17 protein-coding genes and 1 tRNA gene are annotated in these 19,574 nt (G+C 52.0%); 4 read left to right on the top strand and 14 right to left on the bottom strand.

Annotated elements, in window-relative coordinates; genetic code table 11:
- Positions 1 to 15: 15 nt before the first annotated feature.
- The 8 genes from ACKQAD_RS15940 to gcvT all read right to left on the bottom strand — a co-directional run bounded on the left by ACKQAD_RS15940 (position 16) and on the right by gcvT (position 10,052).
- On the bottom strand, positions 16 to 1,323 hold the full coding sequence (locus ACKQAD_RS15940) for an ABC transporter substrate-binding protein (RefSeq protein ID WP_409161051.1): 1,308 nt from the start codon (positions 1,321 to 1,323) through the stop codon (positions 16 to 18).
- A complete protein-coding gene (locus tag ACKQAD_RS15935; protein ID WP_409161050.1) occupies positions 1,316 to 2,404 on the bottom strand; it encodes an ABC transporter ATP-binding protein in 1,089 nt (362 codons plus the stop codon). Before ACKQAD_RS15935 ends, ACKQAD_RS15940 begins: the two co-directional genes overlap by 8 nt.
- Positions 2,404 to 3,228, bottom strand: coding sequence for a glycerophosphodiester phosphodiesterase GpdQ (locus ACKQAD_RS15930; protein ID WP_409161049.1), 825 nt, complete (start codon positions 3,226 to 3,228; stop codon positions 2,404 to 2,406). The genes ACKQAD_RS15935 and ACKQAD_RS15930 overlap by 1 nt, the downstream gene beginning before the upstream one ends.
- A gap of 168 nt (positions 3,229 to 3,396) precedes the next feature.
- The gene (locus tag ACKQAD_RS15925) at positions 3,397 to 4,296 is read right to left on the bottom strand and encodes a carbohydrate ABC transporter permease (protein WP_409161048.1); all 900 of its coding nucleotides are present in this window, start codon (positions 4,294 to 4,296) and stop codon (positions 3,397 to 3,399) included.
- Positions 4,286 to 5,158, bottom strand: a complete 873-nt coding sequence (locus ACKQAD_RS15920) for a carbohydrate ABC transporter permease (RefSeq protein ID WP_409161047.1) — start codon at positions 5,156 to 5,158, stop codon at positions 4,286 to 4,288. Before ACKQAD_RS15920 ends, ACKQAD_RS15925 begins: the two co-directional genes overlap by 11 nt.
- A gap of 351 nt (positions 5,159 to 5,509) precedes the next feature.
- Positions 5,510 to 8,383, bottom strand: a complete 2,874-nt coding sequence (gene gcvP / locus ACKQAD_RS15915) for an aminomethyl-transferring glycine dehydrogenase (RefSeq protein ID WP_409161046.1) — start codon at positions 8,381 to 8,383, stop codon at positions 5,510 to 5,512.
- Positions 8,384 to 8,481: 98 nt separating this feature from the next.
- On the bottom strand, positions 8,482 to 8,874 hold the full coding sequence (gene gcvH, locus ACKQAD_RS15910) for a glycine cleavage system protein GcvH (protein ID WP_409161045.1): 393 nt from the start codon (positions 8,872 to 8,874) through the stop codon (positions 8,482 to 8,484).
- Between the two features lie 59 nt (positions 8,875 to 8,933).
- A complete protein-coding gene (gene gcvT / locus ACKQAD_RS15905) occupies positions 8,934 to 10,052 on the bottom strand; it encodes a glycine cleavage system aminomethyltransferase GcvT (RefSeq protein ID WP_409161044.1) in 1,119 nt (372 codons plus the stop codon).
- 563 nt (positions 10,053 to 10,615) lie between these two features.
- Between gcvT and fucO the strand changes: the two genes are divergently transcribed.
- Positions 10,616 to 11,767 carry a lactaldehyde reductase gene (gene fucO / locus ACKQAD_RS15900; RefSeq protein WP_409161098.1) on the top strand — a complete coding sequence of 384 codons (1,152 nt, stop codon included), beginning with the start codon at positions 10,616 to 10,618 and terminating at the stop codon, positions 11,765 to 11,767.
- 44 nt (positions 11,768 to 11,811) lie between these two features.
- On the opposite strand, the gene ACKQAD_RS15895 is transcribed toward fucO, so the two are convergent.
- Entirely contained in the window at positions 11,812 to 13,278 is a 1,467-nt protein-coding gene (locus ACKQAD_RS15895; RefSeq protein WP_409161043.1) for an alpha/beta hydrolase, read from the bottom strand.
- 401 nt (positions 13,279 to 13,679) lie between these two features.
- Between ACKQAD_RS15895 and ACKQAD_RS15890 the strand changes: the two genes are divergently transcribed.
- Positions 13,680 to 14,159, top strand: coding sequence for an Hcp family type VI secretion system effector (locus ACKQAD_RS15890; RefSeq protein WP_409161042.1), 480 nt, complete (start codon positions 13,680 to 13,682; stop codon positions 14,157 to 14,159).
- 65 nt (positions 14,160 to 14,224) lie between these two features.
- Here ACKQAD_RS15890 and ACKQAD_RS15885 read toward each other — a convergent pair whose 3' ends face one another.
- The 4 genes from ACKQAD_RS15885 to budA form a co-directional block, all read right to left on the bottom strand.
- A complete protein-coding gene (locus ACKQAD_RS15885) occupies positions 14,225 to 14,515 on the bottom strand; it encodes a DUF2645 family protein (RefSeq protein ID WP_409161097.1) in 291 nt (96 codons plus the stop codon).
- Positions 14,516 to 14,553: 38 nt separating this feature from the next.
- On the bottom strand, positions 14,554 to 15,261 hold the full coding sequence (locus tag ACKQAD_RS15880; RefSeq protein ID WP_409161041.1) for a hypothetical protein: 708 nt from the start codon (positions 15,259 to 15,261) through the stop codon (positions 14,554 to 14,556).
- 185 nt (positions 15,262 to 15,446) lie between these two features.
- Positions 15,447 to 17,126, bottom strand: a complete 1,680-nt coding sequence (alsS, locus tag ACKQAD_RS15875; protein ID WP_409161040.1) for an acetolactate synthase AlsS — start codon at positions 17,124 to 17,126, stop codon at positions 15,447 to 15,449.
- A gap of 21 nt (positions 17,127 to 17,147) precedes the next feature.
- Positions 17,148 to 17,930, bottom strand: coding sequence for an acetolactate decarboxylase (gene budA, locus ACKQAD_RS15870; RefSeq protein ID WP_409161039.1), 783 nt, complete (start codon positions 17,928 to 17,930; stop codon positions 17,148 to 17,150).
- A gap of 129 nt (positions 17,931 to 18,059) precedes the next feature.
- Here budA and ACKQAD_RS15865 point away from each other — a divergent pair, with 129 nt between their 5' ends.
- Both ACKQAD_RS15865 and ACKQAD_RS15860 read left to right on the top strand, forming a co-directional pair.
- On the top strand, positions 18,060 to 18,962 hold the full coding sequence (locus ACKQAD_RS15865; protein WP_409161038.1) for a LysR family transcriptional regulator: 903 nt from the start codon (positions 18,060 to 18,062) through the stop codon (positions 18,960 to 18,962).
- Between the two features lie 106 nt (positions 18,963 to 19,068).
- Positions 19,069 to 19,359 (top strand): DUF1435 domain-containing protein, encoded by a 291-nt coding sequence (locus ACKQAD_RS15860; RefSeq protein ID WP_409161037.1) that lies wholly within the window; start codon positions 19,069 to 19,071, stop codon positions 19,357 to 19,359.
- 127 nt (positions 19,360 to 19,486) lie between these two features.
- On the opposite strand, the gene ACKQAD_RS15855 is transcribed toward ACKQAD_RS15860, so the two are convergent.
- Positions 19,487 to 19,573, bottom strand: a tRNA-Leu gene (locus tag ACKQAD_RS15855).
- Between the last annotated feature and the right edge of the window lies 1 nt (position 19,574).

The following is a 19,574-nucleotide window of genomic DNA, read 5'->3' as shown; positions in this document are numbered from 1 at the left end:
CGGGGCGGAACTACCTTATTTCACGTCACGCAATGCCGTTTTATCCACGTAAGGCTTCATGATGCCATCCGCCTCTTTTTGCGCAGCGGCAGCAGCGTCATCGACCTTTTTCGCCGGATCGTTTAGCAGCGCCGCCAACTGATTTTCCATCGCTTTACGTACCGCGACTGTTTCATAGGTGGCATACCACGGATGGGCATATTGCAGTTGCGAAAGCGCAATCGCCGCACGCGGATCTTTCGCCAAATAATCCTTCATTTCCGGCAGATCGTAGGCCGCCATGCGCGGTGCGAAGTAGCCGGTAAAACGGCTCCAGTTTCCGCTGACTTCAGGGCTGACCAGATAACTCATGAACTTCCAGGCCGCTTTTTTCTGTTCTTCGGAAATCCCTTTAAAGCTCACCAGACTTGCCCCGCCGATAGTGACACCACGACGCTCTTTTTCCGGCATCATCGCTACACCAAGCTGGAAATCTTTGGTGTTCTCCCGCATAAAACCCAGCGCGCCGGTGCTCAGCATCGTCATGCCCAACTTGCCGGAGAAAAACGCAGCGCTGATCTGTTTGGAATTCAGCACGCCAGCGGGCATTACTTTGTCGCGGTACACTAAATCACGCCAGAACTGGAGCGCACCTTTAGTCGATGCGGTGTTGTAATACACTTCCCCTGGATAGTCGGCATTGTAATACGCCCCGCCGTTGGCACGCGTCAGCGCAGACAGCATCCAGCCGCCGTAGTCATCGTTCGTGGACGGAATCATGATGCCCCACTGCCCTTTCGCCGGGTCGGTGAGCTTTTTCGCTACCGCAACCACTTCATCCCAGTTTTTCGGCGGTTCATTAAAGCCGGCCTTCTTCAGCATGTCTTCGTTGTAATAGAGGATCGGCGTCGAGTTGTGGAACGGGATCGCATAAGTCACGCCCATCACCTGCGCATTCTGGTGCAGCGCAGGCCAGAAGTTTTTAGTCAGGAAAGGCGTGGCTTTTTCATTGCCGTATTTGAACAACTCGTCCATCGGCAGGATTTCATCTTTGATAACCAGATCAGCAGTGAAATTCGCCGACATGATCACCAGCGCTGGCGGATCGCCCGCTTTGGCGGCAGCTTCCGCTTTCACTTTGGTTGTATCGTAATTACCGGTGAAGATCCCACGCACGTCAACCTGATCCTGAGATTGGTTGTACTCCTTGATGATGCGCGTCATTTCCATCGTCAGCTTGCCATCAACTGGCGCGGGGAACATAAAATCGATACTCTCTTTCGCCAGAGCGGGGCCAGACATCAGCAAGGCTATCGCCAGCGCCATCATACGGGGCTTACGCATTTCTTTTCTCCTGGGATAAATTACGGGCGGTTTGCCCGGAAAACCAATGACAATCCTGCGGTGAAAAATGAAGCACAATGGGTGCGCCGACATCCGGCACGCCATCGCGATTTGGCCGACGGTAGCGAATATTGCCCAACGGCGTATCCACATGTATCAGATATTCCGCACCAAACAGCTCCCGTTGCTTCACCGTTCCCGGCAATGACAATTCGCCGTCTGACGCGGCGTGTTCGGTAATATGCTCAGGACGAATTCCCAGCAGCACGCTGGTTAATGCATGCGTTACTTCACTGACAGGCAGCGCCACGGGCAATGCCTGTAACATCGCACAACCATCGGTGTAGGGCAGCGTCACGAGATTCATCGCGGGCGTACCGATAAACCCGGCGACAAAGACATTAGCCGGATGCGAATACAGCTCCTCCGGTGTACCAACCTGTTGCAGCACACCGCGATCGAGCACGGCGATCCTGTCGGCCATCGTCATCGCCTCAATCTGATCGTGCGTGACGTAAACGGTGGTCGTTCTCAACTGCCGATGCAGATCCATAATGCCGTCCCGCACATCGCTGCGCAGACGGGCATCCAGATTCGACAAAGGCTCATCCATCAGAAACAAATGTGGATCGCGCACGATCGCTCGCGCCATCGCCACACGCTGCCGCTGACCGCCGGACAGTTTTCCCGGTTTGCGTTTCAGTAGCGCCTCAAGTTGAAGCAGGCTGGCAACGCGCTGCACGCGTTGTGGATACTCCGCTTTCGGCTCACCGCGCATCCGCATCCCGAAAGTGATGTTCTGCTCGACCGTCAGGTGCGGAAACAGCGCATAGTTCTGGAAGATCATCGAGAAATTGCGCTGCTTCGGGCTCCACGTCGTAATGTCATCCTCGCCCAGCAGGATCTGCCCGTCGCTCACCTCTTCCAGTCCGGCCAGCATACGCAGCAGCGTACTTTTTCCACAGCCGGACGGCCCGACCAGCACCAGAAATTCGCCGTCTGCGATATCCAGCGATAGCGAGGCCAGCGCCTGCGTGTGCTCAAAGCGTTTGCTGATATTTCGTAGTTGAATCACGGCCATTACGCATCCACCGGACAGCTGATACGCGGATCGTAGAGGTAAGGTCCAGGGTACGAGGCGATCGACTGACTGTAACTCACCAGCCCGGTGACCGGCACATAGCGGTGCATCACCACGCTGGCGGGTTCCAGATTGTAGTACGACGTGTCGTCATAGTAGAAATACGGCACCTGATGGACGGTACCCGGTACCGTGGCAATAATCGCCTGCCGATGCTGCGTCATAATCAAACGGTGCGTATGACCGCAGAAGACCCGTGTAAGCTGCGGGAAACGTTCGATCAGCGTCAGCAGCTCGCTCCCGTTTTCGCAGGCGATCCGATCCATGTGTGCCGATCCCAATGGAAGCGGCGGATGGTGCATAAAGATCGCCGTTTCACGCGTGGCATGCTCCTGCAATTGTTGCTCCAGCCAGCCCAGCGTGGACGGCGTCAGCCAGCCTTTCGCCTGTCCAGCCAGACTGGTGTCGATGAACAGCAGGCGCATCGGGAAATCATCTACGGCATAGCGGATGTTCTCAGGATCATCGCCCAATTGCGGGCAAAGCGGGCGCATCGCGTTGAGGAAATGCTGTTTGTCATCGTGATTACCCGGAATCACGTACAACGGGTAATCCAGCATCTGTAACACACGTTGTGCCACCTGATACTCCTGCGGACTGCCGCAGTTGACGATGTCGCCGCTAATTACCACCGCGTCTGGCTGCTCGCTCAGTGCGTTGAGCTGATTAATGACTTTGGCATTTTCCCCGTTAATATCAATAAATTCATAGAGCTTGCGACCATCACTGCGAAAATGCAGATCGGAAATTTGTGCCAGCAACATAACCACCACCTCTATCGTTATTTCGCCCATTGGCGAACGCCGATCGTTTAAGAATCGAGATACACGGGGCGACCACAAGGGGGAGGTATCCCTGCGGGAACCTCTCCCTGTGTTTCCCCTAATAACGGGCTCAAGTCATCCGTATTACCCGCATAGCCTTACAGCGATTTACTTAATGCCCGAGAAGCCGAAGCTGCTCAGGAACTGCTTCTGGAACAACACGAAAGCCACCATCAGCGGCAGGCACACCAGCAGCGTGCCCGCACAGATCAATCCCCACTGCCCGCCGGACTCCGCACCCATGGCAAACGACACCAGCCCGATGGTCAGCACCTGTTTGTCGGGGTCGTTGAGCACCATCAGCGGCCAGAGATATTCGTTCCAGTGATAGGTAATGCTGACCGTGGCGAAAGCCAGAATCGACGGCCAGGTCATTGGGATCAGGACGTGGAACACCACCTGCCACCAGCGACAGCCCTCCATCAACGCGGCTTCTTCGATCTCTTTGGCAATATTGAGAAATGCCTGACGCATCAAAAACACACCAAACGCCGAGGCGAAATACGGCATCATCACGCCAGTCAGGGTATTGAGCAGGCCGAGTTGTTTGAGCGTCATCATGTTTGGCACCATCATGACAACAGGCATGATCATCAGTTGAATCAGCAACAGGTAGAACAGCAGTGTTTTGCCGCGAAACTCGTGGTAGGCAAAGATGTAGCCCGCCGTGGTGATCGTCACCAACTGCACCAGAAACGTGCCGACCGCAAAAATCAGCGTATTGGTATAAAGCTGTAGCCAGTTAGCGCTGTCCCACGCATCGCGGAAGTTATCGAGCGTGAGCGGAAGACGCGGCAGCAGCGAGGCCATATCCACACCAAAGCTGCTGGAGCTGACGGAAGAAGACAGCATCCAGATAAACGGGCTGACCCACAGTAACGCGGCGCAAATCAGCAGCAGCGGCAGCGTGAATCGCGTCGTGATACGAAGCGGGTTGATCACGCTTCGGTTTTCAACGCGCGGATCTTTCACGCTCCGAACGTCAACGAGCTGATTTTCAGCGCTCATAATGTGCCCCCTTCTCCAGCACTTTCAGATTCATCATGGAAAAGGCGAACAGCATCGCCAGCGTCAGGAAGGTGGCCGCGGAGGCTTTGCCCAGATCGTGCGTATCATTCGCCAGATCCTGAATGTAATAGAGCAGCACAGTCGTCGCGTTATTCGGCCCGCCGCGCGTCATCACAGCGACATGGTCGATCTGAGTGATGGCGTAGATAAAAGCGATAGTGACCACAAAAGCGATGGTTGGGCGCAGCAGCGGCAGCGTGACGTAGAAAAATACCTGACGCCGGGAAGCCCCTTCCATCAGCGCTGCCTCGCGGGCGGAAGCAGAAACGGCTTGCAGACCAGCGAGAAAAAACAGCATGTAGTAACCGGCGAATTTCCAGATACCGATGACGCTCACCGCCACCAGTGCGCTGTTGCTCATGCCGAGGTAGTTGCTGTTCATCGGGCCGAATATTTTCGCCAGATAGTAATCCAGCAGCCCTAGCCCCGGCATAAAGATGAACAGCCACAGCGTCGCGGCGCTCACCAGCGGAATAATCATTGGAAAGAAGAAAGCGGTGCGCAGCCAGCGGTTAACACGTGTGTTTTCCCACAGCAGCACCGCCAACAACAGCGCCAGCAGGACGCCGGGCACCACCGTCATCAGGATGTACAGCACGTTGTTCAGCAAGGCCTGCCAAAACACTGCGTCCTGCACCAGACGCACAAAGTTATCCAGACCGACGAACAGTGGCGTATCGGCATTCAGCCGGGTGTCATACAGGCTGTCGATGATCGAACGCAGCAAAGGGAAATAGGTAAAGGAAAGCAAAAAAACCAGCGTCGGCAACAGCACAAGATAGGGAAAGCATTTTGCACGCATAACTCAAAGGTCGCTCAGTGTGAAACACAGAGGCCTTACCCTAGAACGCTAGCGTGTCAGTGGGGCGTCAGTTTAATGACAGTTTGTTTTCGGATAGGGAAAATATGTCTGCGAATGATTTCGCAGACCCATAATCACTCCTGCCAACGCTGGATTCACAGACAGACTCGATGCAAATACATGACAAAACACTGACTGATGACGGTTCAATTCGATGAGTCAACGCACAGCATTTTGTCAAAGATTGGCAAAGGAAAAGGAGAAATAAATCAGTAAATTATGCCTCCCCTGAGTAGGGGAGGCCAGGATAGAGAGAAACAACAACACTGACGAAACCGCCAGCACAGTTAATTACGCATAATCGCTCATCGGCACACACGAGCAGAACAGGTTACGGTCGCCGTAGACATCGTCCAGACGCTTCACGCTCGGCCAGTATTTGTGTTCGCTGCCTGCCGGGAATACCGCCAGCTCGCGGCTGTACGGGTGCGCCCAATCGGCCACCAGTTCCGTCTGTGTATGCGGCGCGTTCACCAACGGGTTATCGTCCAGCGGCCATTCGCCCTGTGCAACGCGATTGATTTCGGCACGGATCGCCAGCATCGCGTCAACAAAACGATCGATCTCGACCTGACTCTCCGATTCCGTTGGCTCCACCATCAGCGTGCCCGCGACCGGGAACGACATGGTCGGCGCATGGAAACCGTAGTCGATCAGGCGCTTGGCGATATCCATCTCGCTGATCCCTGTGCTTTCTTTGAGCGGACGAATATCCAGAATGCACTCGTGCGCCACGCGACCGTCACGGCCGGTGTAGAGCACCGGATAGGCCTGCTGCAAGCGCGTCGCGATGTAATTCGCGTTCAGGATCGCCATCTGGCTGGCCTGTTTCAGCCCTTCCGCCCCCATCATGCGGATGTACATCCAGCTAATCGGCAGAATCGACGCACTACCGAACGGCGCCGCCGATACCGCGCCCTGCTCCGTCAACATACCTTCCATTTTTACGACCTGATGACCCGGAACAAAGGGGGCCAGATGCGCTTTCACGCCAATCGGCCCCATGCCCGGCCCACCACCGCCGTGCGGAATACAGAAGGTTTTATGCAAGTTCAGGTGCGAGACATCTGCGCCAATGTAGCCCGGTGTGGTAATCCCCACCTGTGCGTTCATATTTGCACCGTCCAGATACACCTGACCGCCGTATTGATGTACGATCTGGCACACTTCACGGATCGTCTCTTCATAGACGCCATGGGTGGATGGATAGGTCACCATAATGCAGGAAAGCTGTTCGCCCGCCGCCTGCGCTTTTTCACGCAGATCGTGCAGATCGATATTCCCCTGCTTGTCACAGGCGACCACCACCACGTCCATCCCCGCCATCTGCGCCGATGCCGGATTAGTACCGTGGGCGGAGCTAGGAATCAGACAGAGATGACGACCAGCTTCATTACGACTTTCATGATAGCGGCGGATCGCCAGCAGCCCCGCGTATTCTCCCTGCGCACCTGAATTGGGCTGCATGCAAATCGCGTCATAGCCAGTGAGCTGTACCAGCCAGCCTGATAGCTGTTCGATCATTTGACGATAGCCCAACGCCTGTTCAGGCGGGCAGAACGGATGCAGTTCGGCAAATTCCGGCCAGGTAATCGGCAGCATTTCCGCCGCCGCGTTGAGCTTCATGGTGCAGGAACCAAGCGGGATCATCGCCTGATTCAGCGCCAGATCCTTACGTGCCAGACGGTGCAGATAGCGCATCATCTCGGTTTCGCTGTGATAGCGGTTGAAAACAGGATGCGACAGGATCGCATCCTGTCGTACCAGCCCGGCTGGGATCGTCGCAGTCTGCTGAGCAACAGCCGCATCAAGCTCTTCAATATCCAATCCGTGATCGTCACCTAACAGCACCGCAAACAGCGCCAGCACGTCTTCACGCGTGGTCGCTTCATCCAGCGTGATGCCCACAGCATTGGCTAAATCGCCTCTGAGGTTGATGCCAAAACTTAATGCCCGGCTCAGTACTGCGTCCTTATCCTTCACCTCAATCGTCAGCGTGTCGAACCAGCTGCGATGGCGCAGCAGCAGGCCGCTCTTCGTTAGCCCCACCGCCAGAATATCGGTCAGACGATGGATACGCCCTGCAATACGCTTGAGCCCTTCCGGGCCGTGGAATACCGCATACATTCCGGCAATGTTGGCCAGCAATACCTGTGAGGTACAGATATTCGAGTTTGCCTTCTCACGGCGAATGTGCTGTTCACGCGTCTGCATCGCCATGCGCAGCGCGGTGTTGCCCGCCGCATCGCGCGACACGCCAATGATACGTCCCGGCATAGCACGTTTATGCTCATCACGACAGGCGAAGAATGCCGCGTGTGGACCGCCGTAGCCCATCGGCACCCCGAAACGCTGTGCGGAGCCGAAGACGATATCCGCGCCCTGCTTGCCCGGCGCGGTCAGCAGCACCAGCGCCATGATATCCGACGCGACGCAGCTAACCACCTTACGCGCTTTCAGTGCGGCCATCAGGTCGCTGTAATCATGCAGTTCGCCCGTCGTCCCTACCTGTTGCAGCAGCACGCCAAACACCGCGTCGTCTTTCAGCGCCTCTTCCGCTTTACCGACGACAATCTCAAAACCGAATGTTTCCGCACGGGTACGTACCACGTCCAGCGTTTGCGGATGCACATCGTCAGCGACAAAAAAACGCTCGGCCTGTTTAAGTTTACTGACGCGCTTCGCCATCGCCATCGCTTCCGCCGCTGCGGTCGCTTCATCCAGCAGCGAAGCAGAGGCCAAATCCAATCCGGTTAAATCCTGTGTGACCTGTTGGAAATTCAGCAGCGCCTCAAGACGTCCCTGAGAAACTTCCGGCTGGTATGGCGTATAGGCGGTGTACCACCCTGGGTTTTCCAGCATGTTGCGCAAAATCACCGGTGGCATCAGCACCGCACTGTAGCCCATGCCAATATAGCTTTTATAACGTTGATTACGTCCCGCAATGGCCTTCAGCTCAGCTAATGCCTCATGCTCCGTCACAGCCTCTCCCACCGCTGGCGGGCTGGGCAACTGAATGTCCACCGGGACAATCTGGCGGATCAGCGCATCCAGCGACGTCGCCCCCACCACCGACAGCATGTACTGCTGTTGGCTGACGGAAGGACCGATATGGCGCTCGATAAACGCGCCGTCATGTTCGAGTTGACTGAGTGTCTGGGTCATTACAGTAATTTCCTGCATTAATCGTGCTAGCCGCCACGCCGAAATATGATGCGGGCGCATAAAACAAACGCCCCGGCATAGAGGCCGGGGCGCGATAACTACTCGTCTTCTTCTAAAGAAGCCTGATAGCCTTCTGCATCAAGCAGTTCGTCTAAATCAGACTCATCAGAAATTTTGATGCGGAACAGCCAGCCATCGGCATAAGGCGCGCTGTTGACCAGTTCAGGGGAGCTTTCCAGCTCTTCGTTCACTTCCACAATCTCACCGCTGATGGGGGCATAAATATCGGACGCCGCTTTTACCGACTCCGCCACCGCGCAGTCATCGCCTGCGGCGACGACCGTACCCACTTCCGGTAAATCGATAAAGACCATGTCACCCAGAAGTTCCTGCGCGTGCTCGGTAATGCCCACGCTGTAGATACCGTCACCCTCATGCAGTACCCATTCGTGCGACGTGGTGTATTTTAATTCTGCTGGTACGTTGCTCATTGCATCCCCTTTCCTAAAGTCGTTAATCCCATACGCTTATCTTTTTTACAGGCAAGCCGCTATTCATACTGAACGATGGCTTTTCCGGCACGAACAAAGCCGGGTTTGGTCACGTGGACGGGCAGTTCGCGGTTACGAATCTGCACTATCGCCTGTTCACCAATCCCCACCGGAACACGCGCCAGTGCGATACTCACGCCAAGCGTTGGCGAGAACGATCCGCTGGTGATGACCCCTTCGCGTATGACGCCATCACTATCAGTAAAGCGCACAGGTAAATCATTGCGCAATACGCCTTTTTCCTTCAGCACCAAACCAACCAGTTGGTGGGTGCCTTTTTCACGCTGATGCGTTAACGCCTCACGCCCAATAAATTGGCGCTCTTCCGGCTGCCAGACGATGGTCCAGCCCATATTGGCCGCCAGCGGTGAAATGCTCTCATCCATATCCTGACCATACAGGTTCATACCGGCTTCCAGCCGCAACGTATCGCGTGCGCCCAGCCCGCATGGCTTCACGCCAAGCTCTAGCAGTTGCTGCCAGAAATCGACCACTTGCTCATTCGGCAGCGCGATTTCATAACCGGCTTCGCCCGTATAACCCGTCGTAGCAATGAAGAAATCCCCTGCCTGCGTGCCAAAAAACGGCTTCATGCTGGCAACCGCCGCCACGTCTGCATCGCTCAGGCCTTTTGCCTTCAGGAGTTTTTGAACTTTTTCCTGCGCCTGCGGACCTTGCACCGCAACCAGCGCCAAATCGTCACGCTCACGAATTTCAACACCAAATGGCGCAGCGTGCTGTTCGATCCAGGCGAGATCTTTTTCACGCGTTGCGGAGTTCACCACCAGTCGGAAATCGTCTTCCGTGAGAAAATAAACGATCAGATCGTCGATCACACCACCAGAGGCATTCAGCATGCCGGTATAAAGCGCTTTGCCCGGCTGTGTAAGTTTGGCGACATCATTTGCCAGCAGATAACGCAGGAATTCACGCGTTCTCACACCGTGCAAATCGACGATAGTCATGTGGGAAACGTCAAACATGCCAGCGGCCCGACGCACAATATGGTGCTCATCCAGTTGTGAGCCGTAATGCAGCGGCATCATCCAGCCGTGAAAATCCACCATTTTGGCGCCATCGGCCAGATGCTGTTGGTACAACGGGGTCTGCTTTGCCATTCTTCATCCCTCTTAAGCGCATGGCGTTCAGGCGAAAAAACACGCTGCGCAAACGATATCTTCTTACTGAACTTACCACCGAAGTGCAGGTTAAACCACACCCTCAGGCATAAGATAAATTATATAGAAGACAAAGAAATGCGATTCACTCAAAGAAAACAAAACAGACAAATGCTCTTAATAATCGATTAAATTAAGCACATAATTGATTAAAATTAGAATATTACGCAAATTAATGACATTAAAACTGGCTAATGCAGGCAATGTCACCCAAATAAAAACACCATTCGAATTAGATAATATAATGATAAAAACAGCGCTAAATTAGATTTTTTCAATCAAACACCCACGCCGAATTCCACACGTCCTCCTCTCTCTTATTCTGCCATCCTGACGATTCTGTGAACGGCTTATCAGGTGTCTTTACCTCAGTGCCACCACACAAAGTGATATGGCAGCAGGTAGAAGGCACCGATAGCCGATCTTATCCATACTAATCACAAGGAATTGCGCAGCATGTATTTTTCACTTTATAAAAATCAAACGTGATTAGGAGAGAGATGATGATTAACAGAATGATTCTTAACGAAACCTCCTACTTTGGCGCAGGCGCTATTGCGCACATTGTCGAAGAAGTGAGGCGGCGAGGATTCAGGAAAGCACTGCTGGTGACGGACAAGGATTTAGTTAAATTTGGCGTTGCCGCAAAGGTCACTGAGAAGCTGGATGCAGCAGGGTTACCCTACGATATCTACGATGAGGTGATTCCCAATCCAACCATCAGCGTGGTGGAAAGAGGCATCGAACGTTTCAAGGCATCACAGGCCGACTACCTGATCGCGATTGGCGGTGGCTCACCGCAGGACACCTGCAAGGCTATCGGGATTATTATCAATAACCCCGAATTCGCCGATGTTCGCAGCCTCGAAGGCGTTGCAGCCACTCGGCATCCTGCCGTCCCGATTATCGCTATTCCGACCACTTCAGGTACAGCCGCAGAAGTTACCATCAACTACGTCATCACTGATGAAGAAAAACGCCGCAAGTTTGTGTGCGTCGATCCGCATGATATTCCGATTGTCGCTATCGTCGATCCCGACATGATGGCGAGTATGCCAGCCTCGCTGAAAGCCGCCACCGGGATTGACGCCCTGACGCACGCCATTGAAGGCTTCACCACCAAAGCCGCCTGGGAACTGACCGATACGCTGCACCTGAAAGCCATTGAGATTATCAGCCGTTCACTGCGTGATTCTGTCGCCGGAAAACCAAAAGGCGTGGAAGAGATGGCGCTGGGGCAATACATCGCCGGTATGGGGTTCTCAAACGTCGGGCTTGGACTGGTGCACGGCATGGCGCATCCGCTTGGCGCGTTTTACAACACCCCTCACGGCGTCGCTAACGCCATCCTATTGCCGCCTATCATGGCTTACAACGCCGACTACACGGGGGAAAAATTCCGGGCCATCGCCGTGGCAATGGGAGTAAAAGGCGCGGCAGAGATGCCGATTGCTCAAGCGCGAGAAGCCGCCATTAACGCCGTGCGGCAGCTTTCTCACGATGTGGATATTCCACCGCGATTGCGCGATGTCGGCGTAAAAGAAGAAGATATTCCGGCGTTGGCGCAGGCCGCCTTTGACGATGTCTGCACCGGAGGCAACCCACGCGATACGAATATCGATGAAATTAAAGCGCTGTATCAATCCATTTACTGAGTAAAACTCAACGCCACTCGCGACGCTGTGCGGGTGGCTATTCGCTAGCGCGGGATCTTTTCTTCAATACGCTGAATCAAGTAGGGATAAAACGGGTTCGACGACAACCGCAACAGCGTATCCAGATCGACCACCAGTGCGGAACGTTCTCCCCTCGGGGTAATTTGCCCCAGCGGCAAGCCAAACTCGGTGGGGTTCTGTGAGAAACGGCCATACAACGAATCCGAATCCGGGAACGGCAGCGCGACATGCGATAGCGAATACACATCCGTTGGATAGTCCATTCCCAGATCCCGCGTCTGTTCTTGCGTCGCGCCAGCCGCAACATCAAACGCGACGGCATGTGTGCTGTTCGGCGCGGCGTTGGAAATCACCGTCGTATCATAATGACGTGGTCTAACGGGTAACAGCTGGCTAATGGCACCCTTCGTCGACTCACGCAGAAGCGGGCCAAAGTTAACGGTACGGTTGACATCAAAGAGCACCAGTTGGCTCCCATTAGCGGGCAGTAGATTATAGAACGCGGTAATCACCGCTCGCGTACTGACGGTGAAATCCATCACCGACTGGAACGTCAGCACAGGCGGCAGATTAACCAACGCATTCGCCTGCGCTTTGCGGCTTAACTGGCTCTGAAGTTCATGTGTCAGCAGCCAGGATTGGCGCGCACCATTAACCGGAAATGAGTTGTATTTGAAAGGGTTAAACTCAGGCAAAATGCCCAACCAGGCAGACTTGGCAAAGGCTGGGAAGATAGCGGGTAACCCAGCCAATCCCGCAAAGCGAGCATAGCTGGTAATACCTATCATCGGGGAAATAAGGATGAGCTGTTCGGGACGCGCCAGCGCAGGGTTATCCAACGTATCCAGTGCATACTTCAGCGCCAGCGCGCCGCCGTTGGAAAAGCCGACGATATGCAGCGGTCGCCTTTGCCCCTGTTGTGCCGTCAGATGTGACGCCGCTTCACGTACTGCCAGACGTGTGGCTGCCAGCCAATCTTCCCATTGCACATCAGTCAGCGCCCCCGGCACCGTACCGTGAGCGGGCAAACGGATCCCGACCACGAAGAAACCACGCTGACGATAGCGTTCCGCAATATGTCGCAGGCTGTAGGGAGAATCGGTCAAACCGTGCAACATGACTACCGCGCCTTTCACTTCCCCTTCCGGCGACAGTTCATAGGAACGATTCCAGTCATGCTGAAATTTCCCGGGATAAACCGGGCTACCGGAAAAGTAGCGGTTAACCGGACGCTGATCATCCTCGTCCAGTTCCTGCGTGACATGCTGATTAACCTGCTGAAAGATGAGCGTTTCCTGCTTTAAATACGCCGCCCAGTCACCTTTATCCAGCTCATCAACCGACAGTTCATCCGGCACGTAGGTGTGCCACGGCGCAAGCGGCGGTCCGCTTTGGGTATCATAAATACGAATGGCCAGCAGCGTCATCGCGATAACCCCGATCACAATGGCTCCACGTTTAACAATGCGACGGGCAGATTTCATCACCATGCTCGTTTCCCTTTCCATGACCCTGTAGCGATACGGATGATTCTAAAGAAAACCATGCCGCCATACACCGTATTATTCAAGGAAACATAGCACACTCCCGCCCAGCACCACGCGGGCGGGTAATCGCCTGAAATATCAGATCAGCACACTAATATTCAGGTTCTCCATCAGCCAGTGGTTATCGGAATAATCAACTAAAACTGTAACGACCGCCAGAATATCGTTGATTAAAGAATTTTATTTCAACCTTATCATTTTCATGATAATAATGAGTCACACTTAAGTTATCTCATTCACATTCTGAACATCCGACAAAAAACTCTGCAGATACTTTTTATTCATTTTCTTTTATAATATTATCTAACATCAAGACAGTTAACATTAAATAAAAAGGACTTTATATGGCCAACTCGATTTATGTGACAATAGAAGGTCAAGAACAAGGATTGATATCCTCAGGATGTTCAACCTTCCCCTCGATAGGAAATAAATATCAAAAAAGACATGAAGATCAGATAATGGTTTATTCCTTTGATCATGTATTAACCAGAGAACAAAACATTAATCATGGACCAATATCATTTATTAAACCAATAGATAAATCATCACCACTCCTTGGAATTGCAATATCAAATAATGAATGTCTGAATCTAAAATTCGTTTTCTATAGAACATCATCCTCTGGTGCTTCCGAGCTATTTTATTCGGTTAAATTAAAAGATGCTTATTTAATAAGAGTTAGTGTTCTCTATCCACATGCCATTGACCATGCAAGTAATCAGCCAGAGGAAATGATCACTTTGAAATATCAAAGTATCACATGGGAGCACCATATAGCGGGAACATCAGGTTATAGCTTGTGGGGAGAAAACATTCATTAACTTCTAATCATGTAACTCACCTATTTAAAGGTGAGTTACAACCCCTCTCTAGTCTTCATCCAAGACTAAAACCAAAGACAATCTCTATATTTGTAAATGAACCCCCAAATCCAGGTTAAGAAAAAAAAGAGCACGCTAGCAATCAATACGCTGCTTTTAAATTTCGTTTTTGTACCGTATATAATTGTTGGGATAATCGCTATCAATATCGCGACGGCCATAGGCCCCCTATGATCATCAACAACAAAGATCCTGACTACATCACAAATATTTTTAATCTCATCACCATCAATAAAAAATGCTTCTTTTAAAGAGCTAAAAATTAAGGACGCAAAAATTAAAAACCAGGTATACATGATAAATATAATTGATAGAGGAGTTATTCTTTTCATATTCAAATGCCTAGTATTTTATTTATAACACTTCTTCTTTTTATTATCATTCGACCATAAGAAGAGTACTCTCTCATTGGATCTCCTGCTTCCGCATTAATAGAATTGATGAAATCTTCCTTTTTCCTTTCTATACCTCGATTGTATCTTGATGCAGCCAATATTAATTGCTCATCTGTTATATTTAACGTATCAGTAATACCAGGGTTATCATAAATAATAAGATCTCTAAGATGATTAGCAACCAGTCGAATATTGAAATCATCATCTAGTAAACAATTAGCCAATTGTAATTGCTGCGTTGAAGTTAAGCTTTCTGGATCAACCCCTAGTGTTTCCGCGGCTACCCTAAGTTGAATAGCCAAACTCCCTATAGATGTTGAGTTTGATTTTTTATTACCACTTCGTTGGAAAAAATCCAACAACTGATAGACTTGAAGAACACCATAAGACTTCGTTCGTTCAGGCACACCACCAACCTCTGCAACAGCAACTCCTGCCAAAAGTAAAACAGGTATTCTCTCCCTTAGGGCATATGCTTTTATTTTATCTCTATTATAATTCAGATAAGCCGCCTTATAGGCCCATAATCTAGGATCACCCGTCAAAAGGCTTTCATCATTAGGCAGGTACTGCCATAAAGCAAAATCGACACCATTCCATTTAGGAAAGGAAAACGTAGAATTGATATCACAGAATTGATTTTTCATTAGGCCATCCTTGCCTCATTATCATTGCATAAAAGTAAATTATATTACCCCATATGCACTCTATCTTAACGCAAGGAAAAAGATTAAAAAAGAGAGACTAAGATAAGCGGCATCAGATGATTTAGGGGAATTTTTTCTATGCGATACCCGCCCAGCACCACGCGGGCGGGTAATCGCCTGAAATATCAGATCAGCACACTAATATTCAGGTTCTCCATCAGCCAGTGGTTATCGGAATAATCAACCGGAATCGCAATGACTGCCGGGCCGTCAACGTCCATCGCCTGACGAAGTTTACTGACCAACTCATCCGCAGATTCCACCGTAAACCCTTTTGCGCCAAACGCTTCCGCATACGCCTTAAAATCAATCGGGCCAAATGTCACACCCGCCGGGCGATGGTATTTATGAATTTGCTGGATTTCCACCATGTTATAGCCGTTATCCACCCAGATGATATGCAGAAGATTACTTTTCAGGCGCACCGCGGTTTCCAGCTCCATACTGGACTGCATAAACCCACCGTCGCCGGAAACGGACACCACTTTTCTGCCGGGCTGCACCAGCGATGCCGCTATCGCCCACGGTAGCGCCACGCCCATGGTTTGCTGGCCGTTGGTCATCAGAATTTGTCGCGCCCGGAAGCTATACAGGTAACGCGCCAGCCAGATGTGGAAACTCCCCATATCCACACACAGCGTGACATCCTCATTCACGATATCCTGCATCGCCCGTACTAAACGCAAAGGGTGGATCGCAAATCCTGCCATGTTGATGGCGCGCGTACTGAGATCGTGCCGCTGGCGCTGGCGGTCCCGCAACACGGACTGTGTATCAGCAGACAAGATAAACGGTTCGCTGATGCACGTATTCAGCGTGTCCACCGTCATTGCGATATTCCCAAGCAGCTCGATATCGGGACGATAAGCGCTATCGATCTCCGCCCGCAGCACATCAATGTGGATCAGCGTCGCCTTACCGCTGTTCCATAACACCGGATCGTACTCAATCGGGCTGTAGCCCACGGTAATGATCACATCCGCCTGTTGCAGCAGCTTATCGCCTGCCTGATTGTTGAATAATCCGACACGACCAGCAAAGTGATCGAACTGCTGCTGATCGATCACGCCAGCAGCCTGATATGTGCTGGTCACAGGCAGTTTGCTACGGTGAAGGAAACGACGCAGCGCCTGCGCATTCTCCTGCTGGCTGGCCATTAACCCAAGCAGCAGCACCGGGTTTTTAGCCTGTCTCAGCCGTTTGGCCGCTTCGGCAATATCGCTATGCGGCGCGCCGTTTAGCAGCGGTAAATGCGGACAAGCCAGTACCGGGCTAGTAACCGGTTCATTGACGATATCCTGCGGCAGGCTGACAAACGCCGCCCCCGGACGACCGCTTTCCGCCGCCCGGAACGCATTCGCCAGCACTTCAGAGATCGCACTCGAGGCCGTGATTTCCGCACTGAACTTGCTCACCGGCTGAAACAAGCTGACGGTGTCCAGACTCTGGTGCGTCAGCTTCAGTTTATCTGCCCGTTTAACCGCCCCACCCAGCGCCAGAACCGCATCCCCCTCTGCGGTCGCCGTTGCCAGCCCGGTGACCAGATTGGAACAGCCGGGGCCGGATGTCACCAGCGTCACTCCCGCTTTCCCCGTGAGGCGGCCTATCGCCGCCGCCATAAACGCGCCGTTCGCCTCATGACGTACCGGGATCGTTTGAATTGTCGAGTCTTCCAGTTCATTAAACACGCGATCGATTTTGGCGCCGGGGATACCAAAAATATGCTTCACGCCCTGCGCTTCCAGGTGTTTTACAATCAGCTCGGCTCCACTACTCCAGCTTTGTTGTTCGGTGGACTTTTCCATGACATGACTCCGATGAAATGACTAGCTCTCTACTGACTTGATGACGCTATTGAGATTTTCTGAGGACAGATCGGCATTGAGAAATTCCCGATCCTGAGGCAGATCGATGATCAGTTTGGCAACCACGCCAAACGTTAGCGTGCCGTGTTCGACGTCATAATTCAGAATATGGCCGCCGCCCTGGCGATCGTCAGTAATGAAATGTTCGTGGTAACCCGCGACATTAATTCCCTGAGTGTAAGCTGGACTACGAAAACCAATAACGCTGCCGTTACGGTGTTCAAAATGAAATGTCGGTTGTCCTTCAACCGCTTCCTGCATCGGTTTATAAGGCCGGCACTGCCGGGGGACAGTACGGGTTTCAACACAGCGAAAATTCCCATCAATCCGCAGCGCGCAGAACAAATTATCCGTACCCACAATCTCATCAATCTGGCGATGCACGTTTTCACGCGACGTCCAACGATCAAAGCGGATCGTTTCCGTCGGGCGAAAAAACGTCATGACCGCGAATGGCGTTTTCTGATCCGGCTGCGCCGCCCGCGCGCTACCGTCTGATAACAGTTGGAAAATCTGGCTATTTAATGCAACCAGTTCCCCATCCAAACTATTAAATGTTCCTAATCCAAAGTCACCATACTCCAGCAGTTCAGCCATCGTTCGGCTACCTTCATAGACGCCATTTAATAGCCCACTCATTAATGAGGTCTGATAAATAACGCTGTCTGCATGCTGCCGCTGAAAATCACATGCATAGCTGGCAAAGGCTTCCTCACAGGATTGTTCACTGACACTCGTTTTCATACCTTCCTTCCCACCGCACCAATTACTTAAACATTATTAATATTTAGATAAAGCTTGACGCGGCAGAGAACAAAATTCCAATATTCAATGAAGGTCATTTCAAGATCGGGGACATATGGAGTTACGTGAATGGAACTACGTTACCTGCGCTATTTTGTCGCCGTTGCACAAGCGCGGCATTTCACGCGTGCGGCAGAAAATCTGGGGATGTCGCAGCCGCCTCTCAGCCAGCAAATCAAGAAATTCGAACAGGAGGTCGGGACACCACTGTTCAAACGACTAACGCGCGGTGTAGAAATGACGGAGGCGGGACAGGCGCTCTATGAGGATGCGTGCAGGATTCTGCAACTCACCGATTCGGCGATTGCACGTACAAGAAGTATTGCGAGAGGGGAAAAAGGTAGCCTGAACGTAGGCTTCTCCCCGTCGGCCATGTACCATCCAACGGTGCTTGCGCTGCTGCATCGCTACTGTAAGCAGTATCCGAATGTTCAACCGCTACCGAAAGAAGAAAATCCAGCAACGCTTATCGCTTCATTGCAAGAACGCAATATCGACATCGCCTTTCTGCGCTTACCTTGCGATCTCAGTGATGAGATTAACGGGGAGATTTTGGCCGAAGAACCCATGAAATTGGTGTTGCCCGTAGGGCATACACTTAGCCATAAAACGCAGGTCTCGCTCAGCGAACTACGTCAGGAGCCGCTGATTATTTTCCCACGAGAGGTGTGTCCAGGGCTGCACGATATGATTATCCGCACCTGCTATCTGTCAGGCTATGGCCCCAGACCCAGCCCCTTTGCCCCTCAGCTCACGGCAACGGTAGGGATGGTCGCCGCAGGCTTCGGCGTCACGCTCGTACCAGAGTCACTTGCCTGCATTAAGGCCGATAACATCACCTATCATGATATCGGCATGCCCGAAATCCATACACAAATTGCGGCTATCTGGCGTAAACATGAACGATCTCCCACTATCGTGAATATGATCCACCTGATACGCCAGCATCTGAGCAGTCAGCATCCCAATTAATGCCTTGATGAAGAAAATTCCGCCAATCTGCTCGTCAAAAAACTAGTAATTGACATAAATTCTTATATGATATTAGTTATCATTATCACTTTTGACGGGTGGAAAAATGCTGACAGCAATGATCACAGCCTGCGGGCTATGGAGCGTGAGTTGGTGTATGGGGAAGCATTTGTCAAGTGCCTGGGGCGTGCTGTTGCCTTGTGCCATCATGCCGCTATTGGCACTGCTCGATCTTAACCTGACACACCTGAAAGTGATTATCGCCATCGCGCTGCTGGCGACCCTCGTCATGCTGTTTCATCAACGCTTACGCCACTATTTGCTGCTGCCATCCTGCATTGCGCTGGCTGGCGGACTGGCGGCACTTTCCGTCACGTTTAATCTGACCACGATGTAAATAAACGCGGAGCGGTGAACACATTCAGAAAGGTCAACAAACGCAGAAAAGCGCTACAGCTATCGACAGAAAAGGAATAAAAGAGAATAAACAGGGAAGAAAATCAGGAAGATACAGAAGAAATCTGTGGTGCGAAGAGAGGGACTTGAACCCTCACGTCCGTAAGGACACTAACACCTGAAGCTAGCGCGTCTACCAATTCCGCCACCTTCGCA

Source organism: Pectobacterium artocarpous (genome assembly GCF_046159765.1).
Classification (GTDB): Bacteria; Pseudomonadota; Gammaproteobacteria; order Enterobacterales; family Enterobacteriaceae; genus Pectobacterium.
Note: the sequence above shows the minus strand (reverse complement) of the source record. Positions and strands in the feature narration are given on the sequence as shown.